22 protein-coding genes and 4 tRNA genes are annotated in these 18,988 nt (G+C 69.9%); 17 read left to right on the top strand and 9 right to left on the bottom strand.

Features of this window, described 5'->3' with window-relative positions; translation table 11 throughout:
• Positions 1 to 273 precede the first annotated feature (273 nt).
• Both HF526_RS26705 and HF526_RS26700 read left to right on the top strand, forming a co-directional pair.
• The gene (locus tag HF526_RS26705; RefSeq protein WP_211177837.1) at positions 274 to 510 is read left to right on the top strand and encodes a tyrosine-type recombinase/integrase; all 237 of its coding nucleotides are present in this window, start codon (positions 274 to 276) and stop codon (positions 508 to 510) included.
• 542 nt (positions 511 to 1,052) lie between these two features.
• Complete coding sequence (locus tag HF526_RS26700) at positions 1,053 to 1,619, top strand: hypothetical protein (RefSeq protein WP_169384327.1); 567 nt, start codon at positions 1,053 to 1,055, stop codon at positions 1,617 to 1,619.
• A 374-nt stretch (positions 1,620 to 1,993) separates the two neighbouring features.
• Here the strand turns inward: HF526_RS26700 and HF526_RS26695 are convergent, their stop codons facing one another.
• The 4 genes from HF526_RS26695 to HF526_RS26680 all read right to left on the bottom strand — a co-directional run bounded on the left by HF526_RS26695 (position 1,994) and on the right by HF526_RS26680 (position 6,241).
• Positions 1,994 to 4,261 carry a hypothetical protein gene (locus tag HF526_RS26695; protein ID WP_169384326.1) on the bottom strand — a complete coding sequence of 756 codons (2,268 nt, stop codon included), beginning with the start codon at positions 4,259 to 4,261 and terminating at the stop codon, positions 1,994 to 1,996.
• Positions 4,262 to 4,482: 221 nt separating this feature from the next.
• Positions 4,483 to 4,920, bottom strand: coding sequence for an NUDIX hydrolase (locus HF526_RS26690; RefSeq protein WP_169384325.1), 438 nt, complete (start codon positions 4,918 to 4,920; stop codon positions 4,483 to 4,485).
• Positions 4,917 to 5,468, bottom strand: a complete 552-nt coding sequence (locus tag HF526_RS26685) for a GNAT family N-acetyltransferase (protein ID WP_169384324.1) — start codon at positions 5,466 to 5,468, stop codon at positions 4,917 to 4,919. The genes HF526_RS26690 and HF526_RS26685 overlap by 4 nt, the downstream gene beginning before the upstream one ends.
• Complete coding sequence (locus HF526_RS26680; RefSeq protein WP_169384323.1) at positions 5,468 to 6,241, bottom strand: GntR family transcriptional regulator; 774 nt, start codon at positions 6,239 to 6,241, stop codon at positions 5,468 to 5,470. The genes HF526_RS26685 and HF526_RS26680 overlap by 1 nt, the downstream gene beginning before the upstream one ends.
• A 153-nt stretch (positions 6,242 to 6,394) precedes the next feature.
• Here HF526_RS26680 and HF526_RS26675 point away from each other — a divergent pair, with 153 nt between their 5' ends.
• The 11 genes from HF526_RS26675 (at position 6,395) to HF526_RS26625 (ending at position 12,963) form a co-directional block, all read left to right on the top strand.
• Positions 6,395 to 6,766, top strand: coding sequence for a hypothetical protein (locus tag HF526_RS26675; protein WP_169384322.1), 372 nt, complete (start codon positions 6,395 to 6,397; stop codon positions 6,764 to 6,766).
• A 126-nt stretch (positions 6,767 to 6,892) separates the two neighbouring features.
• A complete protein-coding gene (locus HF526_RS26670; protein WP_169384321.1) occupies positions 6,893 to 7,123 on the top strand; it encodes a hypothetical protein in 231 nt (76 codons plus the stop codon).
• On the top strand, positions 7,123 to 7,311 hold the full coding sequence (locus HF526_RS26665) for a hypothetical protein (RefSeq protein ID WP_239029187.1): 189 nt from the start codon (positions 7,123 to 7,125) through the stop codon (positions 7,309 to 7,311). The genes HF526_RS26670 and HF526_RS26665 overlap by 1 nt, the downstream gene beginning before the upstream one ends.
• 4 nt (positions 7,312 to 7,315) lie before the next feature.
• Complete coding sequence (locus HF526_RS26660; protein WP_169384320.1) at positions 7,316 to 7,609, top strand: hypothetical protein; 294 nt, start codon at positions 7,316 to 7,318, stop codon at positions 7,607 to 7,609.
• A gap of 7 nt (positions 7,610 to 7,616) precedes the next feature.
• Positions 7,617 to 7,799: a hypothetical protein gene (locus tag HF526_RS26655; RefSeq protein WP_169384319.1), complete on the top strand. Its 183-nt coding sequence runs from the start codon at positions 7,617 to 7,619 to the stop codon at positions 7,797 to 7,799.
• A 150-nt stretch (positions 7,800 to 7,949) separates the two neighbouring features.
• Positions 7,950 to 9,341, top strand: coding sequence for an FtsK/SpoIIIE domain-containing protein (locus HF526_RS26650; RefSeq protein WP_169384318.1), 1,392 nt, complete (start codon positions 7,950 to 7,952; stop codon positions 9,339 to 9,341).
• Positions 9,338 to 9,556 (top strand): hypothetical protein, encoded by a 219-nt coding sequence (locus HF526_RS26645; RefSeq protein WP_169384317.1) that lies wholly within the window; start codon positions 9,338 to 9,340, stop codon positions 9,554 to 9,556. Before HF526_RS26650 ends, HF526_RS26645 begins: the two co-directional genes overlap by 4 nt.
• Complete coding sequence (locus tag HF526_RS26640; protein ID WP_169384316.1) at positions 9,553 to 10,140, top strand: hypothetical protein; 588 nt, start codon at positions 9,553 to 9,555, stop codon at positions 10,138 to 10,140. The genes HF526_RS26645 and HF526_RS26640 overlap by 4 nt, the downstream gene beginning before the upstream one ends.
• 41 nt (positions 10,141 to 10,181) lie before the next feature.
• Complete coding sequence (locus HF526_RS26635) at positions 10,182 to 11,537, top strand: replication initiator (protein ID WP_169384334.1); 1,356 nt, start codon at positions 10,182 to 10,184, stop codon at positions 11,535 to 11,537.
• The gene (locus HF526_RS26630) at positions 11,534 to 11,734 is read left to right on the top strand and encodes a helix-turn-helix domain-containing protein (RefSeq protein WP_169384315.1); all 201 of its coding nucleotides are present in this window, start codon (positions 11,534 to 11,536) and stop codon (positions 11,732 to 11,734) included. The genes HF526_RS26635 and HF526_RS26630 overlap by 4 nt, the downstream gene beginning before the upstream one ends.
• On the top strand, positions 11,734 to 12,963 hold the full coding sequence (locus HF526_RS26625; RefSeq protein WP_169384314.1) for a tyrosine-type recombinase/integrase: 1,230 nt from the start codon (positions 11,734 to 11,736) through the stop codon (positions 12,961 to 12,963). Before HF526_RS26630 ends, HF526_RS26625 begins: the two co-directional genes overlap by 1 nt.
• Positions 12,964 to 13,063: 100 nt before the next feature.
• Here HF526_RS26625 and HF526_RS26620 read toward each other — a convergent pair.
• From HF526_RS26620 to HF526_RS26605, 4 genes are all read right to left on the bottom strand, one after another.
• Positions 13,064 to 13,135, bottom strand: a tRNA-Val gene (locus HF526_RS26620).
• 338 nt (positions 13,136 to 13,473) lie between these two features.
• Positions 13,474 to 13,830 carry a TIGR02611 family protein gene (locus tag HF526_RS26615; protein WP_169384313.1) on the bottom strand — a complete coding sequence of 119 codons (357 nt, stop codon included), beginning with the start codon at positions 13,828 to 13,830 and terminating at the stop codon, positions 13,474 to 13,476.
• A gap of 215 nt (positions 13,831 to 14,045) precedes the next feature.
• Positions 14,046 to 14,912 carry an anti-sigma factor domain-containing protein gene (locus HF526_RS26610; RefSeq protein ID WP_169384312.1) on the bottom strand — a complete coding sequence of 289 codons (867 nt, stop codon included), beginning with the start codon at positions 14,910 to 14,912 and terminating at the stop codon, positions 14,046 to 14,048.
• On the bottom strand, positions 14,909 to 15,583 hold the full coding sequence (locus tag HF526_RS26605) for a sigma-70 family RNA polymerase sigma factor (protein ID WP_169384311.1): 675 nt from the start codon (positions 15,581 to 15,583) through the stop codon (positions 14,909 to 14,911). Before HF526_RS26605 ends, HF526_RS26610 begins: the two co-directional genes overlap by 4 nt.
• A gap of 243 nt (positions 15,584 to 15,826) precedes the next feature.
• Here HF526_RS26605 and HF526_RS26600 point away from each other — a divergent pair, with 243 nt between their 5' ends.
• The 4 genes from HF526_RS26600 to HF526_RS26585 all read left to right on the top strand — a co-directional run bounded on the left by HF526_RS26600 (position 15,827) and on the right by HF526_RS26585 (position 16,651).
• The gene (locus tag HF526_RS26600) at positions 15,827 to 16,258 is read left to right on the top strand and encodes an SsgA family sporulation/cell division regulator (RefSeq protein ID WP_169384310.1); all 432 of its coding nucleotides are present in this window, start codon (positions 15,827 to 15,829) and stop codon (positions 16,256 to 16,258) included.
• A 104-nt stretch (positions 16,259 to 16,362) separates the two neighbouring features.
• Positions 16,363 to 16,435, top strand: a tRNA-Gly gene (locus HF526_RS26595).
• A gap of 68 nt (positions 16,436 to 16,503) precedes the next feature.
• Positions 16,504 to 16,575, top strand: a tRNA-Cys gene (locus HF526_RS26590).
• 1 nt (position 16,576) lies between these two features.
• Positions 16,577 to 16,651: transfer RNA gene (locus tag HF526_RS26585), tRNA-Val, on the top strand.
• Positions 16,652 to 16,896: 245 nt separating this feature from the next.
• Here HF526_RS26585 and HF526_RS26580 read toward each other — a convergent pair.
• On the bottom strand, positions 16,897 to 18,876 hold the full coding sequence (locus tag HF526_RS26580; protein WP_211177840.1) for a glycosyltransferase family 39 protein: 1,980 nt from the start codon (positions 18,874 to 18,876) through the stop codon (positions 16,897 to 16,899).
• Positions 18,877 to 18,988 lie beyond the last annotated feature (112 nt).

Here is an 18,988-nt window from a genome sequence, read left to right as displayed (position 1 = left end):
CCGCAATCCGGGCTACCTCGAAGGCCACGCCCAGCGTGTCCTGCGCCATCGCGCCATCCTCCGACTCCCGGCCCCCTCCGACCACCGATCGGCGGCACCGAACGACAAGGGTTCACGCAGGCACAGCCAGTCGAGGGGACACCCAGCTGGCTGAGCCAGTCGTGGGTCAGCCGCTCCACTCCGCCGCCCTTCAGCCCGACCACTGCGCCGCTGTCGCCAGCACTGCGATATCGAGATTCCGGGCGCGTCGGCGGAGGAGGAGGACCGCAGGCGATGACGCCCACCACCACAGCGGCCAAGCTCCCCGCCAAGGACTGGACGCCGCGAGAGCTACGGCACAGCTTCGTGTCGCTGCTCTCCGACGGCGGCATGCCCATCGAACAGATCTCACGCCTCGTCGGTCACAGCGGGACCTCAGTCACCGAGCTGATCTACCGCAAACAGATCCGTCCGGTGGTCGAGAACGGGGCGACGGCCATGGACCTCATCTTCCCGACCGCAGGGACATAGTCACTCAGATAGTCACGCACAACGCCAGAGGCCCTGTCCGATGATCTCGGACAGGGCCTCTGACCTGCGTGGGCGATACTGGGATCGAACCAGTGACCTCTTCGGTGTGAACGCGGATGCAGCGTCTTAGCCGCGGCCGGCTGGTGTCAGCTCGTGTCGTCTGATCTGCGGTTTCCTGACATCTAGTGTCAGCTGGCGTCGGCCGGGCCCATCAGGCCCGCTCCGGAAATGCTCCGCGCCCAGGCTCGCTGACGACGTCGGCACCACTCGGCCGAGATGCCCTGAAGATGGTCGTCTACCGAAACCACCTACCCGAACGGCAAGATCTACATCGGCCAGGCTTGGACCGTGAAGCTGAACTATGTCGGGAGCGCGGACAGCGTGGAGTGATAGCCCGCTCGGGGATCGTCGAGGTGGCGCACCACGCCCCCAACCTAGGAATCGCACCAGCCCCCGACCTTGCACCTCTTGCAGACCTGCCGCCGGGCGGGGCATGCCCTGGTCGTCCAGAACTGTCGGACCCCGTCACTACGCTCTGGCACGTGCCGTCGACAACATCAGCGATGCCTACCGCGGCGTTCGTTCTCGCCCTGATCAGCCTTGTGGTGGCGGTCGCGGCTCTGACCTGGAACGTCGTGCAGTTCTTGCTCACGGGCAGCCGCCCCCGAGTGCTCCTGCTGGTGGGCGCGATCACCGGCAATGGAACAGGACTAGTCACGTGGCCACCCTCTAAGGGAGGCGCAAGCAACATCAGGCACCTAGCAGAGCAGGGTATGAAGCCTACGCCAGCCTTAGCGGTCAAGGTCGTGAATCACGGACGGGCGCCCCTCCGGGTTGAACGCTGGTCTGTCAAAGAGGAGCCCTCCGGCATCAAGTACACGCCCCTCGCTGGAGGGTTCGTCGGCCCAGAACTGCCGCATGATCTGCCGGCAGGTGCCAATGCCATTTTCGCCCTCGATATGGAGGTGGTCCAGAGAGGCGCGTACGCGTCGGCGGCGACCTTTGGTACCAAGAACGCATCAGTTGTCGTGCAGGTCGAACTGGGCACTGGAAAGATGTTGACCGCCAAAGGACGGCTTCCAGTAGGACTGCCGGCCGCAACATCGTAAATGGCGCGCTCGGGTGTCTGCGGCGCCGCGAACCGTTCCCACCGTGCCCTCCGCCAAGGAACAGTGCAGCCCGCCGGTCACCAACGGTCGATCACGGCCCTGAGCAGCCGCTGTCGTTCGGCTACGGTCGGGCACGGACGGCACGGTTGCTGTACTTCGCTGCTGTACAGCAGCAGTCGCCACCTGCGCTCCGAGTGCCATCCCGTCGACCTGCTGCAAGCCGACCGCGCGGGCGTCCGTGGGCGGCCCTCGACGCCACCGCCGGCTGACCTACGCCCGCTCCGCCCACGGGCGTCCGTGCGGTAGCCCTCCGGGAGGTCGGCGGGATGGCACGGGCCGCCATCCTGTTGATCTGCCCGCCCGGCGAGGGCATATCAGTTTGCTTCTCGACTCCAAAGTGCGCGCATTGGGGCGAGATCCTCTTCTGACATACCCGTCGACCCGTTCATTGCAAATAGAGTTGTATCCCACCGGCGCCCGTCATTCCGGCGAGGTGTCAATATTAACGCAACGGTCCATTTTTCGCTCTTCGCTACGTTGCCCGCTTCGACAAAATCATGATGCCTGACGATGGTGCGCTGTCTAAACGCTTCGCGGTGGAGGTCCGTAAACTCGGAGCATGCGCCAAATCCGAGCTGTAGCAATCCACCGTCCTGGACAACCCACCGAAACTTCCAGAGTGTCGTTCCCGATTCAGCGCTGGAAGCATCTTCTAGGTGAGCCATCAGTAGCCGACCCAGCTCGGACCGGTAGCCCACGCTGAAGCGATCAATCAGGCTCAGGATGCGAAGCCGGTCTTCTTCAGCCCCTCCGAATTGACTTAGGGCTATGTCGTCGAGCAGAACCCTGAAGATGGCGTGGCCCGCCTCGTCCGCGCTCGAAACCGGGGCTTTCGGTAGAAGCGGATGAGAGAAGTGCTGACCTTCTAGCCCATCCATCCATTCTGGACTGGCTCCGCCAGTTGAGAGTTCGTCGGCGTCAGCCAGCTCGAAATATCGAACGGGCTCGTCACCCAGCTCGCATGCCTCCTCCCGAGCGACTCGATGGAGATAGTCGGTAACGGCTGAGACTGAACGCAGCTGATCGAACAGAAAGTCCCAATCTCGGCGGAGTATCGCTACAACGGGAGGATCGACAGAGTCGAACTCAGGAGTGACTCCATTGGGAGGCGAGTCGTGATCTATAACAACAACTCTCGTCCAGTCAATTGACTCACCAGCCAGCGAGATGGAGCGGCCGCGGCCATTCTTCAGAGACGCCCCGACTCTCGTGATCGTGCGAATAGTTCCGGACGCTTGGCGCGCCGCTTTAGCCACCCTCTTCTTGATCCAAGTGCGCTCACGATCAGGGTCGGCGCCCGGCGCATCTCGCGATTTGACCTGAATAGCAAGGCCTCGTTGCCCTACAACGATCGTGCCGTCTCCAATCTCACGATTCCTCGATGCCTCCGAAACCTTTTCCGGATAGAGGACAAAATCCGGAAGGCCCCAGATCTCGGCCGACTTCAGCGTCGCATCCTCCGCCGCCTCACCCCGCCCACGAGTCAGATCGAGTCCGGACGCCGGAGCAACAGTGCGACCAAAGATCTCAGACCCGCCAGCGCCCTTGACAAGCAGCATCATGTTGCCGTCGTCGTCCCTGTAAACTGCAAGACCAATGTCCGATCCTGCCATAGCCTCTTGCACTTGGTCCCGCAATATGCTGTCAGGAATTTCGAGCGGCGCCCAGGTTGGCTCCGAATCATCGAGCTGGATTGTGAATTGATCGCGCGCACCTTCATCTAGGGGCGCTCGGAGCCCTACGGACCGCTCGCAGCCTCGAATGAATTCCGATGCCAACGCCACGAGCAGGGCTGATCTGCTGGCGAAATTGTCATCAGGATTGACCGGCTCGGGAGACACATCCAAGGCCAGGTCGAACGCAACGTTCGGGTTGGTTGTTATCTGATCGTCAGGCTCCGCATCAACGATCGCAAACCTTGCTAGCTCCACAGCGTCCCTTAGATAGCAATCCTGTTCCCATGAGATGTCTTGTATCGATCTTGGCGGGTCCGTACGCACCTCAGGCGACGCAGAGTGCATCCAGACTGCAACACGATTCGCTGAACCTGGCTCAACTTCTTCCACTCCAATAAGGCCGCCCAATTGTGTCATCGATCGTGCGATCTCTTGTGAGAATTCTCCAGGCGCCTCAGCGCGAGTGAACGGCTGGAAAAACCTCACCATCTCAACATGGTCCGGCCTGACTCCTTGAAAATTACGCCGCGAATGCCGCTCAAACTCGGCTGCACTCTGAAGTATAGGCATTCGGTAGTCCTCCATCCGGAGGGAAATGATCACTCCGGATGTAAGCTCTGCGACTCGATGCAATGCGCTACTAAACGCGCCTATAATGCTCTGCCCGAACTGCAATGCGCTAGCTTCTGCACGCCGCCGGAGTTCACTAGGCCAAGACACCTCGACCCAGATTGATCCGCCGCTGCGGTCGTCACGGAGACTGGTATAGCTGGAAAACGCTTCCGAGCCGCACAGTTCGGTCCATATTTGTGCGAGTTCGCTCCTTGTTCGCTTGGCGTCCTCGATATGCTGCCACGCTTCTGCAAACTCGGCTGTTGGCCCGACGCTATCGGAATCCGGTGACACCAGATGGATGTTGCCGGACCGTGGACCGTGTTGCAGCCGACTGATCCCGTCCCTGCGGTTAGCGGCTGCAGTTGCGCGGGGACCGGCCGGAGGCCGCAGCCCCGCGCAGCCGGCGCCGCAGGCGCCCTTGATCAGGAATAGAAAGTCTGAACACGCTGGCTACGGCGGACAGTGTCGAGTCCCGACTGATGCTTGACGTGGCGGCGGACAGGCTGCGGCGGTCAGCGGGCCGTGAGGTGGACTCCGTCGTGCGCTCGGGAGGCCACGGAGTTCGTGTCGAGGGCGTCGAGGATGCGGATCGCGAAGGCCGGTGCCATGCGGGCGCGGACCTGGTCGGCGGTCCACCACTCAACTCGCTGCGACTCGTCGGTCGGGTGGGGCTCACCGGCCACCGGTCGGCAGCGGTAGACAAGGGCGACAACGCCGCGGGTGAGGTTCTTGTAGACGCCGGTGAGGCGCTCTACCTCGACGGTCACGCCGGTCTCCTCGGCTACCTCGCGGCGGACGCCGGCTTCGAAGGTCTCGTCGAGTTCGAGCACTCCCCCGGGCGCCTCCCACCGCCCGTTGTCCCGGCGTTGCACGACCAGGACCCGACCGTCGTCACGCACGGCGACTCCGGCCACGGCGACGTGATGAGAGGGCTGCGGTCGTGGTGTCATGCCGGTGTGGTCGAGCGAGGATGCGGGCTGACGTAGCAGTAGGCGGGCACGGTTTGCCCCTTGCCGTTGTCGTGGTCGGCGGTGCCGATGCGTTGCCAGCCGAGTCGTTCGTAGAGCGTGATCGCTGTGTGGTCCTTGGTCATGACGTCCAGGACGAGGCGTAGTCCGTGTTGCTGGGCGTACTCGGTCGCGGCGGCCATCAGCCGCTTGGCGAGGGCGTGGCCACGGGCCGTCGACACGACGAACAGCCGCCCGAGCACGGCGACGTCCTCGCCGTTGTAGTCCGGGTTCGCCTTCCACATCGCTGCGGCGGCGTCGTCGGGCTGGGGGGCACCGATGGCGACGTGTCCGACGATCTGGCCGTCGCGGTCGGCGACCCAGGCGCGGAGCTGCTGGGAGTTGGTCAGCCAGCCGGTGGGGTCGTCGACGCCTTCGACCGGGTATCCGTCGGTGCGGTGGACGTCGAGGAGCGCGGCAGCGGCCCCGGGGAGATCAGCCGGGGTGCGTTCGCGGATGACGACGGCCGGCTCGGGGTGCGGGTTGGTCATCACTGCTCCACGGGCATGCGGTAGTCCAGGCCGTTGAGGTCGGCCCGCATGACGAATCGGGTCACCTCGAACGCTCGGCCGTCCTGGTCGATGCCGGTGTGCAGGACATCGAGCACCGGGACGCCGTCGGGGACGGCGAGCCCGCGGGTCTCCTCGGGCGTCGGCATGCGCGCGGTGACCTCCTCGCGGACGGTCGTGATGGCGTGGCCCAGCTCCTCGAACCGGGCGTAGAGGCTGCCCTTGCCCATCTGGGCCGAGGTGGCGAGCACCGAGCCGCCGGCGATCTCCCACGGGATGTAGGTGATGCCGACCTGCACCGGCTCGTCGTCGGCGTAGTACCAGTTCTCCCGGCGGACGACCGACTCCGACTCCGGGTCCACACCCAGGCGCTCGGCGACGTCGACCGGTGGGACGGTTCGCGTGATCGAGGTGCACTCGACGCGGGCGGTACGCCCCTGCCTGGCCACCTCGGCGCGGTAGGGCGACAGGCCGGTCGACTCCCGAGTCGTGCGGGAGTAGCGCTCGCTGCCGAACCGCAGCAACCGCCGCTTCTCGCGAACGAACACGCCGCGACCGTGCGACGCCGTCACCAGCCCCTCTTCGGCGAGCAAGCGGATCGCTTCGCGAGCGGTGTTGCGGGCAACGCCGTGCTCTGCGGCCAGGACGCGCTCGGAGGGCAGCTTGGCACCGGGCGGGAGCTCGCCGGAGGTGATGGCCTCGCGCAACTGGTGGGCGAGTCGCCGGCTCGGGAGCTGCGCGTCAGTGGGTTGCAACGGGGCGTGCCTCGATCGGTTCGGCTGGTCAAGCGGCTCTCGCGAGCCTACCGGCAACTGGTCCAAGCCAGTAGTTGACCACCGACCACCTTCGTGGTCTACTGGCTTAAGCCACCAAGTGGCTCAAGCCAGTAGACCGAGAGGACCAGACTCATGCGAGACATTCCGGTGAACCTGGGCGGCTACAAGCTGACGGTGGTGGAGCCGCCGGCGCCGAAGACGCGCGATGACGGCAACGGCGGGCTGGTGCCGGTGACCGACCAGCAGGGCGTGACGCAGTTCGTGGTGGCACTGTTCGCGAAGCTGCGCGTCGGGCCCGGAGAGAAGGCGCCCAAGGGCGAGGAGATCAAGGTGACGCTGGCGTCCGACCCGGGCGAGGGCTTCACCGAGGACGTCAAGGTGGAGTTGATCGACGCCCGGCTCAACCCGTACCAGATCGACAACGGTGCTGGCCGGGTCACCTCCGGGGTGGCGTTCAAGGCGATGGGCCTCAAGGCCGTGCACGTCCGCGGCGACAAGTCCTAGCCGCACCGCGCCGCCAGGGCGCGTGAGGGTGGCCGGGCCCGCATTCCCGGCCGGTAGCGATTCCTTTCCGGTATTCGGACGTGGCTACCCCCATGCCCGAAACCGGCCCGGATCAGTGAGTGGGAGGTGGGCGAGATGCAGCGGTGCAGCGAGTGTTCGGGATCGGGCGCGTGCGACCCGTGCGACGGCTACGGCTGTTTCCCGGATTCGTTTCCGAACGCCGGTGACGGCCCGGACTGCGACGTGTGCGCCGGGGACGGGATCTGCGCCGAGTGCGGCGGGTCCGGCGAGATGAGCAACGACGGCAATGACGGCAGTGGCGATGACGGTGCGGTGCTTTCGAGAGTGGGTGCGTGATGGGCGCGATGGTCAAGGGCCGGGTCCGGCAGAGCGCGGGTGTCGGCCGGTTGGTGCGGCGGTTGGAGTGCGAGCGGCGCCGCTGGTCCCGCTGGGACGACACCTCCGTGCCGACCGAGCGGGCGTGGCGGGCCGGGGTCGCGGAGGGCCTGCGGCTGGCGCAGGCGGCGATCCGGAAGGGGGTCTGAGGTCATGGCCTCGGTGAACCTCACGCCGGTGAACCGCCGCGCGCTGCGGCGCTACGGCGAGTTCTGGCGGTCGCTGCAGCTCGTCGCGGCCGCGCTGGCCCAGGCCGAGCTGGTGGCGCAGAAGGCCGCCGACACCCAACCCGCGCGGGCCGCGGCCGGTGCCACCGCGCACTGGTCGGCCCCCACCGCCCAGGAGCTGCGCTCATCGGCGAAGAAGGCCGGCCAGTCGCTACACGTGATGGCGACGGCGGCCAAGAAGTGGGAAGCCGAACTGGTCTCCCGCGAATGGCGCAGGTGATCGCGCCATGTCGCGGACGGTGGACCGCACGATCGAGGACATCGACGCGGCGATGCGGGAACTGCGCCGCTCGCTGTCCGGGATCCCGTTTCGCGCGGGCGGGTTCAAGAACACCCACGACAACCTGGCCCGCAATGTCGCCCATCTGACGGTGCTGCTGGATGCGGCCCGGTCGACCCTCAGCAAGTAGCGAGTTCGAGCAGTACGGGGCCCGCCGGGCTGAATCTTGGCGGAATCGACCGGCGGGCCCCCTTTCCTCACCACACCCCCCCCTTTTTCACAGGAAGGCGCGGCAATGCGCAACCCTACGCGTCACCGACCGGGCACCCGACCGCAGACGATGCGGGCCTCGTCCCGCCCGCAGGGGGCGGAGTGGCGGGCCCTGCTCTGGCTGGCCCGGCATCCACTGTTCGTCCTCGTCCCCGCCGCACTGGTGTGGGCGATGACCGCCTGCGGTCCGGCGGCCGTCGCGCTCGCGGCCGGCTCGCTGGCCCTGGGCCTGCTGGTCTGGTCGCGGGTGCACCCGGCCACCTTCGACCGCCTCGCCGCCCCGACCCTCCGGGCGCAACGGCGGCGCTGGACCGCCTACGCCGGGCGCCGCTGGGCGGCCACGCTGGCCGACTGCGACCTGGTCCGGGAGAACCGGCGCACCGGCCGGGCCGCCGTGCCCCGGGTGCTGCGGGTCCGCTCGGCCAGCCCGTCGATCGACACCCTCTACGTGCGGATGGTCCGCGGGCAGGACCTGCGCACCTGGACCGAACGCGCCGACGCCCTCGCCGAAGCGCTGATCGCGCACCGGGTGGCGATCACCCGCATCCGCCCCGCCGTGCTGGCCATCGTGGTGGAGCGGGAGCTGCCCTTCGACCACGTCATCCCCGCCCCGGAGATCCCGTCCGATCCGGCCGATGTGGACCTGGGGGCGCTCGACGTCGGGGACAACGAGCACGGCCAGCCGTTCACGATCCGCGTCCGCGGCACGCACGGCCTGGTGGCCGGCGCCTCCGGCGCGGGCAAGAGCTCGCTGATCTGGTCCCCGCTACGGGCGATGGGCCCGCTGATCCGCGACCGGCTGGTGCGGGCGTCGATGATCGACCTCAAGGGCGGGGCGGAGACCCAGCGCGGCGCCCGGCTGTTCTCCCGCTACGCCACCACCGCGGCCGAGGCGCTGCGGCTGCTGGCCGAAGTCCGGGACGAGATGAAGCGCCGCCAGGACCACATGCGCGAGCACGGCCTGCGCACGCTGGACGTGTGCGCGGAGTCGCCGTTGGAGCTGGTGCAGATCGACGAGATGGCGATGCTCACCGCCTACGGCGACCGCGCCGACGTCCGCGAGGCGCTGCGGCTGCTGGCGGAGATTCTCACCCAGGGCCGGGCCTGCGGGATCTCGGTGTGGGGGTATGTGCAGGAGCCGTCCAAGGACGTCGTCGACGTGCGGGAGTTGTTCCCCACCCGGATCTGCCTGGGCGTCACCGCCGCCTCCCACGTGGACATGGTCCTCGGTGACGGCGCCCGCGAGCGGGGTGCGCTGGCCGACGAGATCCCCGGCGACCCGAGGCACGCCGGGATCGGGTTCGTCATCGACACCGGATCACGGCTGCCGGTCCGGTTCCGCGCCGCCTATGTGGACGACCGGGAGATCGACGAGTTGGTCGAGCGCTGCGCGATCCACCCGCCGCCCGCCCAGGTGCTGCCGCTGCACCCGGAGCGCGACGCGGACGAGGGGGCGGCGTGATGTGGGCCGTCACCGGATGGGCGCTCGCTACCTGGCTCAAAATCACCGCCGCCCTCGCCCTGCTCGTCGCAGGCTGCTGGGCATGGCTCGGCACCTCGTCGGGCTGGTTCTGGGTCGCCGCGGTCGCCGCGGCCTGGATTGACCTGTGGGCCGCCCGCGCGCTGGCCACCGAATGGGAGTCCGAGGCCCGCGCCTCGTGGTGGTGGACCCGATGACCCGCACCAACGCTCGTCGACCGCGGGTGCCGGTGCAGGCGGCCGGCCAAGGGCTGCTGTTCGACGACCCGGTCACCGACCGCGTCCTGCGGTTGGCCCGCGACCCCGGCTACGTCCTGCTCGGCCCGGCCGACACCGTCTACCAGCGCGCCGTCCACACCCGCGAAGCCGCACGCGCGATGCCGGTCGCCGCGGACGAGGCCACCACGGTGCACCACCTGCTCACCGCCGGGCGGCTCACCCTGGGCCACCGCATCCCGGTGGTGGCCGATCAGCCGGAACCGCAGATGGCCACCGTCGTCGAACCCGCCCCCACCGGGCGCGCTGTGACTGAGCCTGAGGGTCCTCGGTCGGTCCGGGTCCTGGTCGACGTGGTCTCCCCCGGCAAAGGGCTGGTCACCTGCGGGGACGGCGACTGGTCCGGCTCCATCCTCCGCGACGGCACCTCCTACCTGGTCGAGACCGAGGTCGGGGAGGTGATCGGCCGGGCCCGCTCCTACCGCCACGGCGCCGAACGCCTCGCCCGCCACCACGGCCACCGCGCCACCTCCGTCGAGATCGAACACGAACGGGAGTTCTGGTGACCACCCATACGATCACTGACCCTGAGGCCGCCGTGGCCGCGATGATCTCCGACCGGCTCCGCTCGCCCGACTACCGGACGTGGCGGGCCAACGTGGAAGCCTCCGGCGGCTGCGCGCACCCGGTCCGGCTCCGCGGCTCCTCCCGCATCCTCGACCGCGACGGCCAAGTTCTCGTCGAGGACGCCGGGGAGATCTTCGCCCCCTGCGGCAACCGCCGCGAAACCATCTGCCCGGCCTGCTCCGACCGCTACGCCGCCGACGCCTTCCACCTCATCCGCGCCGGACTCGCCGGCGGCGACAAAGGCGTCCCGGAAGCCGTCACCGGCAAGCCGCGGCTGTTCCTCACCCTCACCGCGCCCTCGTTCGGACCGGTGCACTCCCGCCGGCTCTCGGCCCGCGGCCGGGTCATCCCCTGCCGGTGCGGGGCGCACCACCGCGAGCACGACCCCGCGCTGGGCACCCCGGTCGACCCGGACACCTACGACTACGTCGGCGCGGTGCTCTGGCAGGCCCACGCCGGGGCGCTGTGGGCCCGCTTCGCCATCGCGCTACGCCGCGCCCTGGCCGCGATCCTCGGCGTCCGGGCCCGCCAGTTCCGCGACGTCGCCCGGCTGTCCTACGCCAAGGTCGCCGAGTACCAGCGGCGCGGCCTGGTGCACTTCCACGCCGCCCTGCGCGTCGACGGCCCCGACGGCCCACACGACCCGGCCCCGCCCGGGCTCACCTGCGACGCGCTCCGGGATGCGGTACTCACGGCGGCCCGGGCGGTCTGCCTCGAGGTCACCCGCCCCGACGACACCCCGCTCGTGCTTGGCTGGGGCACCCAGATCGACGTCCGCCAGATCACCCCCGCCCGCGCGGCGACGGTGGAGGACCAGAACGGCGAGATCACCGATGCGTCGCTGGCCGGCTACATCGCCAAGTACGCCACCAAGGGCACCGGCAAGACCGACGGCCACCCCGACCGCCCGATCCGCGCGATCGAGCACGTGGCCTACCTCGACGTGTCCGACCACCACCGGCGGCTGATCGAGACGGTGTGGGAGCTCGGCGGCCTGGAGCGCTACGAGGCGCTGAACCTGCGCAAATGGGCGCACATGCTCGGGTTCCGCGGCCACTTCCTCACCAAATCCCAGCGCTACTCCACCACCTTCCGCGAGATCCGCGGCGAACGGCGCACCTGGCGGCTGGCCGACACCCTCGACCGGCTCGCAGCCGACACCGACGACCCCAACGGCATCCCGCCGGACCTCGACACCATCACCGTGATCAACAACTGGCAGCTCGTCGGCATCGGCCACCGCAACGAAGGCGAACGCGAACTGGCCCTGGCCATCGCCGAACGCAAGCAGCAGCAACGACAGGCTCGCCGCACCCTGAAGGAGGCCCGGTCATGACCACCCCGACGAGCACGCAGGCGCTGACCTACAGCGTGGACGAGGTGGCCGCACTGCTCGGCATCGCCCGCGGTGTCGCCTACGAGAGCGTGCGCAACGGCTCGATCCCGGCCATGCGGGTCGGGCGCCGCTGGCTGGTGCCCCGCCGCCGCTTCCACGCCTGGCTCGACGGCACCGACACCCGCGAGGTCGCGTGATGGGCTTCATCGACAAGACCCCCGAAGGCCGCTACCGCGCCTACTTCCGCGACCCGGCCGGACGGCAGCGGTCCAAGACCTTCCGGCTCAAGAAGGACGCCGCATCCTTCCTCGCCGAGGTCGAGACGGCCAAGAGCCGCGGTGCCTACGTCGCGCCGAACGCCGGCCGGATGCTGTTCGGCGAGCACGCCCAGCAGTGGATGGCGACCTGGAACACCGAGGCCACCACCGCCGCCCGGGACCTGTCGGTCATGCGCACGCACGTTCTGCCGCAGTGGAGCGCGGTGCAGCTCGGCAAGATCGACCACCTCGGGTTGCAGGCCTGGGCCACCGAACTCGGCAAGCAGCGCTCCCGGGCCACCGTCGTGGAGGCGCTGCGGCTCACCTCGGCAGTGCTGCGTTCAGCGGTGCGCAACCGGCTGATCCCGTTCAATCCCGCCGAGGACGTCCGCGTGCCGCGCACCCGGCGCCGGGACACCGACGAGCGGGTCATCAGCCGCGCCGACCTCCGTGGCCGGCTCCTCCCGGCGGTGCCCGAGCGGTACCGGGGCATCGTCGCGACCGCCGCCGGTGCGGGCTTGCGCTGGGGCGAGGCCGCCGGGCTCCGGGTCGACGCGCTCGATCTCGACGCCGCCCGGCTGCACGTGATCCGCACCGTGATCGAGGTCTCCGGGCACACCTCGTTCAAGCCGTTCCCCAAGTCCCGGGCCGGACGGCGCACCGTGCCCCTGCCCGCCTGGCTGGTCACGACCATCCGAGCCCACCTCGACCGGTGGCCGACCCAGCCCAGTGCGCCGATCTTCGCCAACGAGGTGGGCGGGGCGCTGCGCCGGACGCTGTTCCGAACGCGGGTCTGGCGGCCGTCGCTGGTGCGTGCGGGGATGCTCGGCGCGGTGGTCGCCGTCGACGGCGGCTTCGAGGCGCAGTGGTCGGATGCGGACGGGACCAAGCACACCGAGCGGCTGCCGACCGAGACTGCGGCCGTGCACCACGTCGCGCGGAACCAGGCGGGCGGGCTGCGCTTCCACGATCTGCGCCACTCCTACGCCACCTGGCTCGTCGATGACGGCGTCCCGCCCAACATGGTCCAGCGGGTCATGGGCCACGAGCGCTCGTCCACGACGCTCGACCTCTACACCCGCCGCACCGACAACAGCGATCGCATCCTCGAAGCACTGGACGACGAGGACGACCCGGACGACGGGAGAGGCATGCACGCTCCGACCTGAATCGGATGCTCCGGAAATGCTCCGGGAACGTCCCCTAACAACGCCGAACGGCCTGGTCGTCAGGCTCTCTGTGAGCCTCTGACCAGGCCGTTCGGCTGCGTGGGCGATACTGGGATCGAACCAGTGACCTCTTCGGTGTGAACGAAGCGCTCTCCCCCTGAGCTAATCGCCCGCTGCCGTCGAAGACATTACTACATCGACTCCGCCCCTCTCCGGCACCCCCGGGTAGGCCACGCACCGGCCCCTCACCAGCACCAAGCACGATCGGTCCGGCACCGAGACGGGGCTCGGGGCGTGCAGAGGGCCGCCGTCCGGGAGAGCCACCCTCGGGTGGAGGTTCACCCACAACGAGCTGATCTCCTGCGGCGTTTCGATCGCCGCACTCGGCGCGGTTCCCCTGGCACCCGAAGATGTCGATCTACCCGCTCGCGGCGCTCGACTCCCCGGGGAAGCGGGTCGTGGCACGGGTCGTCGCCGTCCAGCCGATCCCTGCTCGTCGGCTGACCGAGCTCAGAGGACCCCGCCGAGCGGAGACTCCAGCACGGCCCAGTCGATTCCGATCCAGCCGCCGACCACGGCGAACGCCCCGAACAGCCAGCCGCAGGTTGCGACGAGCAGCAGCACAGCCGTCGACACGGCCAGTCGCACGGACGCGCGCTGCCGTCCGAGCCAGGCGATCCACGCCTGGTACTTGCGCCGGGTGTAGAGCAGGACCTTCCGCGCGGACTCGAACTCGGTCGCGAGGATGCCGAGTCCCAGGAAGATGACCGCCCACCCGGGCCCCGGAGCCGGCAACAGCACGATTCCGATCACGATGACGGTCAGTCCGACGAGCCCGACGAGAAGGCGGTACACCACGTCGAGCATCGGGTAACGGCCGAGCGACCGACGAGCCCGCCGGCATCGCGCCACTGCGCGACGGGCCGCAAGCCGGACGCCGCCGGCCTGCTCACCCTCGACCGAGTCGGCCGGCCCTCCGTCCCCTCGGTCGCGACCAACGCCACACCGTGCAGCGTGGGCTGTTCCTGGGTGCGTCGATCGAGACCGGGCGGAGCCGGTCCGCTGCTCCTCGTCGGTGTTGCTCAGGTCTCCACCTGCCCGCTCGCGACCACCGTGGACGGTGAGGCCGGAGCGGTCCGACCGGGCTCGATCGAGATCGCGTAACCGGAGAAACCGCCCACCTCGGGCGCGGATCCTACGTTGTGCGGGCCGGACTGGGTAGGAGTGACGTCGAACGTTCCGATTGCCTGCGGCGTTCCGTCGTGCATCCCCCAGAGCACGTAGACGTCCCGGTCGGTGGCGTTGGGCGGCAGGCCGACCGTCACGACCTGCTGTTCGATGCCGTTGACCATCACCGCGGCCACCGGGGAGGCGCCGGGCCGGGTCGTGAGCCAGGCGTGCTTGGTGCCCGGCTTGTCGAACTGGGCGACCATGTCGAAGATGCTCTGCGCCTGGGCGGTCTGGGCGTCCCGCTCGGCCTGCAACTGCGCAGTGCGCACCGCGAGGCCGCCGATGCTGAGCGCCGCGACCAGCGCGATCGACGCCGCCACGAGTTTGCGGCTCCGTGACGAGAGCCACCCGCCCCCGGCTGGCCGCGCCGCCGCAGCCGGGAAACGCGTCGGCTCGCCGCCCTGCGGCACCCGGGCACCGGCCCCGCCGGCCGGCTCGTCCTCGGGCGTCACCTGCGGCAGCGGGGCGGGTCGCTCCTGCGGAGTCTCCTCGGCCGCGGAGAGCAGGCTGTCGCGCAGCCCGGCCGGCGGGTCGACCTGTTCGACCGACGCTCCGAGACCGGACAGCAGCTCCTCGGCCTCGCGCACCGCCGCCTGGCACGTCGGGCACGTCGGCAGGTGCCGGAGCACCTCCAGCTCCTCACCGGGTTCCAGGGCGTGCAACGCCCAGCCGACGGCCTGCTCGGTCACCGGGCAGGTCTGGGAACGGGGCGCGTTCACCGCGCTCCCCCACTGGCATCCGTGGCGAACTCGCCCAGCAGCGGGCCGAGCACACTGCGCAAACGCTGCACTCCCGTGAACATCCTCGACTTGACCGTGCCCAACGGCACACCGGTGAGCGCCGCGACCTCGCGCTGGGTGTAGCCGCCGAAGTAGGCGAGCGTGAGCGCCTGACGCTGCTCGTCCGGCAGCCGGCCGAGTGCGTCGCGGACCTGGCCGGCGACGACGGCGCCGAGCGCCGCCTGGTCCGCTCCCGGGCCGGGCTGGGCCGACCACTCCTCGCCGTCCTCGGCCGCCGGGACCGTGCGCCGGCGGATCGTGCTCTCCCGGCGGACCGCGTCGACCGCCTTGTGGTGCACGAGGGTCAGCAGCCAGGTGCCGAACGCGCCACGCTCGGGATCGAAGCGCTGCGGGTCGCGCCAGAACGCGAGGAACGCCTCCTGGACGACGTCCTCGGCGATGCCGTCGTCGGCGCAGATGCGGCGGGCCAGCGAGTAGGCGGGCCGCCCGTAACGGTCGTACAGCGCACCCAGCGCCGTCGAGTCGCCGTCGACGATCCGGCGGACGAGTTGGTCGTCCGCGGGATCGTGACCACGCGCACCCGGTTTCGAGCGAGCCGGCGGCCGTCCACGCCGGTCTGGCGTGCCCGGTGCGTCGGCTACATCGGCCACCAGCGGGATCCTCACGTCAGCGTCTTCGCTGCAGCGCAGCGACTGGTTCAGGTTAGTCCCCACCGGCAATCCGGCTCATCGCCGGCACGGCGCGCCCACCCCTGTTCGCGGGTGCGACACCAACCGTGTGGGTGATGCCGAGCGGGCAACCGAGCGGAGTTTCGTCCCCCGACCCGTCACATCTTGGCGACACGCTCGTTTTCTGGATGACGGACCACGCGGGCACACGAAAGAGGATGCAGGATGCGCGACGAGCACACGATCATCTGCTCACCGGCGATGTTCGAATTGATCGCCCCCGACGCCCCGGTCGTGCCCGTCAAGGTGGAGCTGACCTATTCCAGCCGTGATCCGTACGCCGTGCAGGCCTCCTTCCGCACCGGCCACAGCAGCGCCGTGGACTGGGTCTTCGCCCGCGATCTGCTCGCCGACGGACTGCTCGGGCCGGCCGGTACCGGAGACGTCCGTGTCCAGCCGGTGCCGCACGACCCGGGCCGCATCGAGCTCGAGCTGACCTCCCCGTCCGGCCACGCGGTCTTCACGACGTGCGCTGCGACGCTCGCCGACTTCCTCGACCGCACGTTCGAGGCGGTGCCCCCCACCACCGAGTACTCGTGGCTCGACTTCGACGAGGCCCTGTCCGGCCTGCTGGACAACGACCGCGCCCGTGACTGACACGAGCACCGGGACAACCCGGGCGCGCGGCACCCGGGGGGCCGATTTGGAGGCTCCGGAGGGGCTGCGCTAGGGTTCTCCCATCGCACCGACACGGTGCGTATGCGGACGTAGCGCAGCTGGTAGCGCATCACCTTGCCAAGGTGAGGGTCGCGGGTTCGAATCCCGTCGTCCGCTCGGAGGAACCTCGGGTCTACGCCGGACCTCCAGGTCTCGAAGCCTACGGAACGCGTCCGGAGGAATCGGGCGGAGTGGCCGAGTGGCTTAGGCAAGGGCCTGCAAAGCCCTGTACGCGGGTTCGATTCCCGCCTCCGCCTCGGGCGATTAGCTCAGTGGGAGAGCGCTTCCTTGACACGGAAGAGGTCACTGGTTCAATCCCAGTATCGCCCACCATGGAGGAAAGGCCTCCGACCTTCTCGGTCGGGGGCCTTTCGCCATTCCCGGCGTTGTCGAGCGTGATTGCCCGACGAGACGCAGGACACACCAGCTGGGTCCACCCGAAAGGACGGGCCGGCACCGCGAGCGATGTCGCAACAGGGTCCGGCACCCCATTCCGGGACGCCGGACCCGATGCGCTCGTGCCGACGCTCACACTCCCGGCGACCGGAAGGTGAACGGCCACCGCGGGAACGCGGCCATCACCCGGTCAGGTGGTAGACCGTCTGCCCGCCGACCGTGGTCGCCGGGAAGTTCGCCGCCACCCAGGCTGCGATCTCGGCGCTGGAAGTGCCGGATCCGCCACCGGGACCACCACCCTGGCCGCCGCCGAGGTAGTAGTGGATCGCACCGGCGGCGACGTAGGCCTGGAACTGCTCCAGCGTGACCGCCGGGTCCGAGCCGCTCCAGCCGCCGGTGGACATCACCGCGGTACCTGTGGCCAACTCGAGCGCGGCCGCGCTCTGGGACGTCGACACCGCGGCCGACCAGGTGCTGGCGGTGGCGTGCAGCAGCGCGGCCAGTTCGGTGTTCACACCCGTGCCACCACCCGGCCCGCCGCCCGGTCCGCTCGCGCCGGACCCGCCGAACGGCGCACCGGCCGGGAAACTCGGCGGCGCACCGGTCGCGCCGGGCATCGACAGAGGCTGGGCGCCAGGGCGGCCACCCGTCGATCCGCCGCGCCCGTCCGGCCCGGGCCCCATCGGGCCCCCGCCGGCGCTCGCGGTGATGCCGACGCTCGGGATGCTGCCCCCGTGCGCGGTGGATGCGGTCGCGACCGCGTAGGCGCCGCTGCCTGCGATCCCGGTCAGTGCGGCGACCGCAGCAGCGACGACCGCGACCCGGCGCAGCCGCCCGGCCCCGGCCGGCAGCCCGAGCACCGCGGGGACCGCCGCGACGAGGATCACCCAGCGGATCCAGGCGTAGGACTCGGCGCTACCCGCGAGCAGCGCGAAGCTCCAGGCTGCGGTCACCGCCGCCATCACGGCCAGCGCGACACGAGCCGTGAGCGACTCCCGGCGCCGCCACAGCTCCCGGCCGGCCGACGCGACCAGGGCGGCGATCGCCGGAGCCAGCGCCACCGTGTAGTAGGGGTGGATGGTGCCGCTCATGTAGCTGAACACCAGGCCGCTGACGAGCAGCCAGCCGCCCCACAGCAGCATCCCGGCGCGCAGCCGGTCGGTGCGCGGGGCCCGGCGGCTCAGCCACAGCCCGGCGACCAGCGAGACGAGCGCGGCGGGCAGCAGCCAGGAAATCTCCAGCCCCATCTCCGAACCGAACAGCCGGGTCAGGCCGGTGGCGCCGCCGAAGCTGCTGCCGGCCGCTCCTCCGAACCCGCCACCGCCTCCACCGCCGTTGCCGTTCCCGCCGAGCAGCCGGCCCAGGCCGTTGTAGCCCAGCGCCAGCTCGAGCAGCGAATTGGTCGTCGAGCCGCCGATGTACGGCCGGTCCGTGGCCGGCCACAGCTCGACCAGCAGGACGTACCAGCCGGCCGCCGCGATCATCGAGCCGAGCGCGGCCAGCAGCTGCAGCAGCCGGGTGCGCAGCGGGGACGGCCCGGCGACCAGATAGACCAGCCCGAACGCCGGGACGACGAGCAGCGCCTGCCCCATCTTCGTGAGGAACCCGACGCCGATCGCGGCGCCGGCCCAGACCAGCCAGCGGGTCGAGGCGCGCGTGGACCCGGCGTCGACCGCGCGGACGACGGCGTAGCCGCCGGCCACCAGCAGCAGGGTGAGCAGTGCGTCGGGGTTGTCGAAGCCGAACATCAGCGCGGCGGCCGGGGTCAGCGCGAGGACCGCGCCGGCGACGAGCCCCGCGGCCGGGCCGGCCCAGCGCCGCACCGCCCCGTACAGCAGGGCCACCGCGGCGACGCCCTGCAGCGCCTGCGGTGCCAGCAGGCTCCACGAACCGAACCCGAAGATCCGCGCGGACAGTCCCATGATCCACAGCGCCGCGGGTGGCTTGTCGACCGTGATCACGTTGCCGGAGTCGAGCGAGCCGAACAGCCAGGCCTTCCAGGACCGGGTACCGGCCTGCACGGCGGCTGCGTAGTACTCGTTGGCGAAACCGGACGCCGGCAGGCTCCACAGGTAGAGCAGTGCGGTCCCGGCCAGCACTGCGATCAGCGCGGGCCGGGCCCAGCGCGGCTGGTCGGCCGGTCCGCGCCAGAGCCGGGCCAGGCGGCCTGGCCCCGCATGGGGCGGCCGGTGCCGGCCGGGATCGGGCGCGGCTCCGGTGGCGCGGGTCGAGGGCGACTGCGTCGCGGTGCTCACGAGGATCTCCAGGGGGTCG

Source organism: Pseudonocardia acidicola (assembly GCF_012911935.1).
In the GTDB taxonomy this organism is placed as follows: domain Bacteria; phylum Actinomycetota; class Actinomycetes; order Mycobacteriales; family Pseudonocardiaceae; genus Pseudonocardia; species Pseudonocardia acidicola.
The sequence above is the reverse complement of the archived record's forward strand: the minus strand, read 5'-3'. Positions and strand labels throughout refer to the sequence as shown.